This window comes from Commensalibacter sp. Nvir, assembly GCF_963921845.1.
Classification (GTDB): domain Bacteria; phylum Pseudomonadota; class Alphaproteobacteria; order Acetobacterales; family Acetobacteraceae; genus Commensalibacter.
Genome location: NZ_CAWUGZ010000097.1, coordinates 1 through 5,359 on the forward strand (window position 1 = coordinate 1; position 5,359 = coordinate 5,359).

General features: G+C 32.0%; 4 protein-coding genes. 2 read left to right on the forward strand and 2 right to left on the reverse strand.

The features are described 5' to 3' along the window. Window positions 1-72 precede the first annotated feature (72 nt). Window positions 73-1,353: an aromatic amino acid transport family protein gene (locus tag AABE15_RS06290; protein WP_338330435.1), complete on the forward strand. Its 1,281-nt coding sequence runs from the start codon at window positions 73-75 to the stop codon at window positions 1,351-1,353. A gap of 249 nt (window positions 1,354-1,602) precedes the next feature. Here AABE15_RS06290 and AABE15_RS06295 read toward each other — a convergent pair whose 3' ends face one another. Further along, window positions 1,603-3,006, reverse strand: a complete 1,404-nt coding sequence (locus AABE15_RS06295; protein ID WP_338330436.1) for a sugar porter family MFS transporter — start codon at window positions 3,004-3,006, stop codon at window positions 1,603-1,605. 943 nt (window positions 3,007-3,949) lie between these two features. Here AABE15_RS06295 and AABE15_RS06300 point away from each other — a divergent pair. Continuing rightward, the gene (locus tag AABE15_RS06300) at window positions 3,950-4,408 is read left to right on the forward strand and encodes an MlaD family protein (protein WP_338330437.1); all 459 of its coding nucleotides are present in this window, start codon (window positions 3,950-3,952) and stop codon (window positions 4,406-4,408) included. 5 nt (window positions 4,409-4,413) lie between these two features. Here AABE15_RS06300 and surE read toward each other — a convergent pair whose 3' ends face one another. Then, on the reverse strand, window positions 4,414-5,202 hold the full coding sequence (surE, locus tag AABE15_RS06305) for a 5'/3'-nucleotidase SurE (protein WP_338330438.1): 789 nt from the start codon (window positions 5,200-5,202) through the stop codon (window positions 4,414-4,416). Window positions 5,203-5,359 lie beyond the last annotated feature (157 nt).

Sequence of the window (5,359 nt, forward strand, 5' to 3'; positions counted from 1 at the left end):
CTATTAACCCAACTAAATATTTAAACAATCGCAATAAATTTGGAAACCTTGTTTTTTTGATGATGTAATGTAATGCAAAAAATAGTAAAATCTTCAGATAACTCTAGCCTTAAATGGAGTTATTCTGATACCGCGTGGATGCTTAGCCTCTATGGAACTGCCATAGGAGCAGGGGTCCTTTTTTTACCGATTAATGCGGGTGCGGGGGGATTAATCCCTTTAATTGTACTGGCAATTATTGTCTTTCCAATGACTTATCTATCTCATCATGCTCTTTGCCGTTTTGTGTTATGTGGAAATGCGACCGACATAACGGTTGTGGTCGAAGAGCAATTTGGTAAATACTTTGGATATCTTATAACCTTTCTTTATTTTTTAGCCATTTATCCATTATTATTAGTATTAATCGTCAGCCTAACCAATACAGTTGAAAGTTTTGTTCAATATCAACTTCATCTTCAACCATTGCCCAGAATAATAATCGGATTTGTTCTTAGTGCTTTGTTAATGTGCATTGTCCAGTTTGGTGAACATTTGATTGTTCGAATTATGTCTACTTTGGTTTACCCTCTCATCGCTGTTTTATTAATTATATCTATAGCTCTTATCCCTCAATGGTCTCTTGATTTATTTAGAGAGGTCAGTTTGAGAGGTGCTTCCAATCATGGGGGTAATGGACTATTGTTGACTCTTTGGTTAACTATCCCCGTTGCAGTGTTTTCATTTAATCATTCGCCTATAATCTCTTCTTTAGCTGTTTCACAATCCAAAATAAATAAAAAAAATGCTCCTTATAAATGCGGGAAAATAATAAAATACAGCAATATTATGATGGTTGTAACGGTTATGTTTTTTGTATTTAGCTGTGCATTATGTTTGAGTCCAATTAACCTTCAAGAGGCTAAATACCAAAATATTTCAATTCTTTCATATTTAGCCAACCATTATAATTCACCTTTTTTGAAATGGGTAGCCCCTATAGTAGCTTTCCTTGCGATATCTAAAACCTATTTAGGTCATTATTTAGGCACTCGGGAAGGGATTAATGGCATGATTTCAAAAACGTTAATTCTCTGTCAGTGTAAGCCTATATCTTTAAAACTTTCAAACCGGCTAGGAATTGGTTTTATATTTATAACTTGTTGGGCCATTGCAACTTATAACCCAAGTATACTTGTTATGATTGAATCAATTAGTGGACCTATTTTGGCTATTTTACTTTTTTTATTGCCAATGTATGCTATTCATACTCTTCCAGCTTTAAAGCAATATAAAGGCAAATTAAGTAATGTATTTGTCGTTATTATGGGAAGTATAGCAGTATCTGCTGCAATTTATCAGTTCTTCTACTAATAGATTAAAATACAAGGATTTGACTTAATCATCAGAAATATAAAATAATAAATAAAAATTGCGTTAAAATTTTAACGCAATTTTTTATTAAAGCTAAATTAAGTCATTTTTAAATAAAGATTGTAAAACTGCTAAAGCAATTTATTTGCTAAATTAAAAAGTAACTTAAACGAAAGCTAATATTTTTTACTAACTTTCGTTTTTATAATAATATTAAAAAGAATTTATAAAGTTATAATCTTAACAAGGTTAACGACCAATTTCACGAAGAGGTTTACCAGCCATAAGATTTTCTTCAATTTGCTCTAACGTAACCTGAGATGTTTCTGGTACCATGAAAAAGGTAAACACAATAAATAATATATTAAATCCACAATAAAGCATAAACGTCATTGAAGAGCCAAGGGTATTAATTAGTGTCAAAAATGTAGCTCCAACAACAAAATTTGCCAACCAATTGGTAACTGTAGAGGTGGCAATACCAAATTCACGTCCTTGAAGCGGTTGGATTTCAGAACATAATACCCAAACTAAGGGACCAGCAGACATGGCAAATCCAACAATAAATATCAGAAGCATACCGACACAAAAATACTGCGTCATAGGATCAGCAATCGGACCGTTTCTCATTAAAAAGCTAATAACGCCTAAACCAATGGCCATAATGGTGAAACCGCTATAAAGGGTAGGCTTGCGTCCTAATTTATCGCAAACACCAATTGCAATAAAGGTTGCTGCAACATTAACCAAACCCACCAATGCAGTAAACCATAGTTGCGCGGTTTGTGCATATCCCATATTCGCAAAAATACGAGGAGCATAATACATCACCACATTCATACCGGTGAATTGTTGAACAATTTGCAACATAATGCCCAAAAAAACTGATCTTCTAAAATTGGCATTGGATAAGAAAAATTGAAAACCTTTCTGAGAGCTTTTGATTTGTTCTTCAATTTCTCTTAATTCTTTTTCAACGTGTTCCTCATTTCCATGTCTCAAACCTAAAAGGACATCATATGCTTCTTTTTTTCGATTTTGAGTTACCAACCAACGAGGACTATTCGGTAAAGACAAAAGACCAATCAAAAATATAATAGCAGGAAGACAAATAATCCCTAGCATCCACCGCCAAGCACCATAGTAACCTAATATCGTGTCAGAAACAAAAGCTAACAGAATACCAATTGTTATCATCAATTGATAAGAAGATATCATTGATCCTCTTGTTTCTTCTGGAGCAATTTCAGCTATGTAAAGAGGGGCGGTCGTACTGGCAATACCAATGGCTATGCCAAGAAGAAAACGCCACGCACATAAATCAATAACTCCTCTCGCAAGAGAGCAGCCTATAGCAGAAGCAATAAAAATAAATGCGCTAACAATTAAACATCGGTTACGACCGAATTTTGCCGATGCCCATCCACACGCTAATGCCCCTAACGCAGCACCGAACATCATGCTACTAACAATCATTTCAATTTGATGATCAGAAGCAGCAAATTCTCTTTTTATAAACTCATTGGCTCCTGATATAACTCCAATATCAAGACCAAACATCAATCCAGCTAGTGAAGCTAAAAAACCTACTAGAATTACACTACCCGATGAAATCGAAATATTTTTTTTGGGTAAAGGCATAGTGTTGTTCATTGTATACTCCTTAAAGTGTGACAACTACGCAATAAATAGGAGGAAAACATCAAAAGAAAAGTGATCGTTGCATTTAATTCAATTCTTTTTATACAATTCAAGATAGTTGTCTCGATAATTAATGTAAAAATACTAGCAAAATGAAAATACCTTGTAGGACATCATAAATTGTAAAAAATATTAAAGGCTAATTATTATTTTTTTTTACGCCTTGATTAAAATAACTGTGTCATAAAAACCACTAGATATCGATACAAGTTCTGAACCAAATAATTAAGAAATAATTTAAGAAAAATGTTAAAATTTTCTAATGTATCAAAGTGAATAGCAAACTGTGATTGAATAAATAGATTTTCTTTAAAATGAACCTCTTTTTAGCAAATATACATAGACAGAGTTTTCTAAATTTCACTGAACTCGAGTTTTTATAAAATAAACTAGACATTAAATTAACGCAAAATTAGAAATTTTCAGCACAATTTACTTATAAAGTTTAGAATTTTAAAAGTTTTTTTGTTGAAATTTTCGATAATAATAACGTTGTTTTACACATTATTGAGATAAGAAAAATGATATTTTCTAGAGTAGAGTGGTCAGAAACATTTCTTGTCAACATGTTTATTATCATTTTCAATTTACACCGTTCATCAGGAATACAAGCCAGATTAGATGCTAAATAAAAAGTTCAGCGTAAAATTGATTTGTCAATAATTATAATTTCATTCAAAATTACTGCAATATTAACCGCATAATTTAAGATATTTATTAGAAATTGTTTCGTTAATATATACATAATAATTAAGTCAACATAACTTAATCACGTAAAAAAATCTTTATTGTATTAAAATAAAAGTGATAATTACCATTATAAAAGCTTGAATTTCGTTGAAAAATTAGTCGTAATAAGGTTTAAAAGAATCCTTTATTTAGGGAAATTTCAAACGTGAAAAGCGGAAAAATTAGTGCTTATATTACTAGTCTCTTTGTTCTAATTATAGCCTTTGGTTTTTATACCTACGCTCGGCTAATGTTATTTGGTGTTGGTGGAGATCATTATGAACTTAAAGCACAGTTTCTTTCAGCTAACTCAATTGAACCTGGAGGAGAAGTGATTTTATCAGGATTACCCATCGGTGTAATAAAATCCATCACTTTAAATAAAGACACTTTCATGGCTGATGTTGTATTATCCATCAATAAATCCATTAATTTACCCAAAGATAGTCAGTTTCGTATTGGCTCTGTCAGTATGACTGATCCTGGAATCATAAAAGTTATCCCTGGAAAATCAAATCAATTTCTCAGATCTAATGATTTTTTGACCAATACTCAATCGTATCAAAGTATAGAACAATCGATTAGTAATTATATCTTTAGTGGTACTAGTTTATCGAATAAATAAAGCCATTAATCATGATATTTAATTTTAATATTCAGCTGATTTAACCGAGTTAATAAATCTTTATTCGTACGATCGAAGGCGAGGGGGGTAATTGAAATACTTTGCTGATTAATTGTTTGCGCTTCGGTATTATCATCATCTTGTTTATAAGGGCGTTCAAATCTAAGCCAATAGTAAGAATTATTTTTTGTATCAATACGCTTTGTTATTTGAATGTCATTTAAATAACCAGTTCCTTGAGAAGTAAAACATATTGATTTCACTTCATTATAACAACAATCAGGAATATTAATATTTAAACACATATCATCTTTCAAACATCCACAATCAAAAATTTTTCCTAAGAGGTCGGGTAAATGATAGGAGGATGTCTGCCACAACACTTCATGGCCATCTTGATAGTTTTGACTTAACGCAATCGAAGGTACTCCTAAAAGAGAACTTGTCATGGCAGCACCAACCGTTCCGGAAAATAATGTTTCTAGCCCAAGGTTTGATCCTTTATTGATACCAGAGAAAACAGCATCCGGTTGGAAAGGGAGAAGGTGCTTTAAACCCATAACAACACAATCACTGGGTGTGCCGGATATAGAAAAATGCCGATCATCCTTTTTAATCACTCTAAGCGGATTATGCATGCTAACCGATTGAGAAGTCCCACTTTGATCCTTCTCGGGCGCGACCACCCAAAATTCATCGGCTATATGGTGTGAAATTTCTTCCAATATTTTTAACCCTGGAGAGTCTATGCCATCATCGTTGGTTAATAAAAGTCTTTTGTAAATTTGAACCATTGCTATGTCTTTACAAATAAAAATTTAGGTAAATGATTACTATCAAAAATTTCAATAATAAAATAAAACAAAATGAGTTAATGAGAAACTCTTATTAATAATTACCATCAAAAATATAACCATTAATCTTCATATAATAAAAACGTATAATATATAT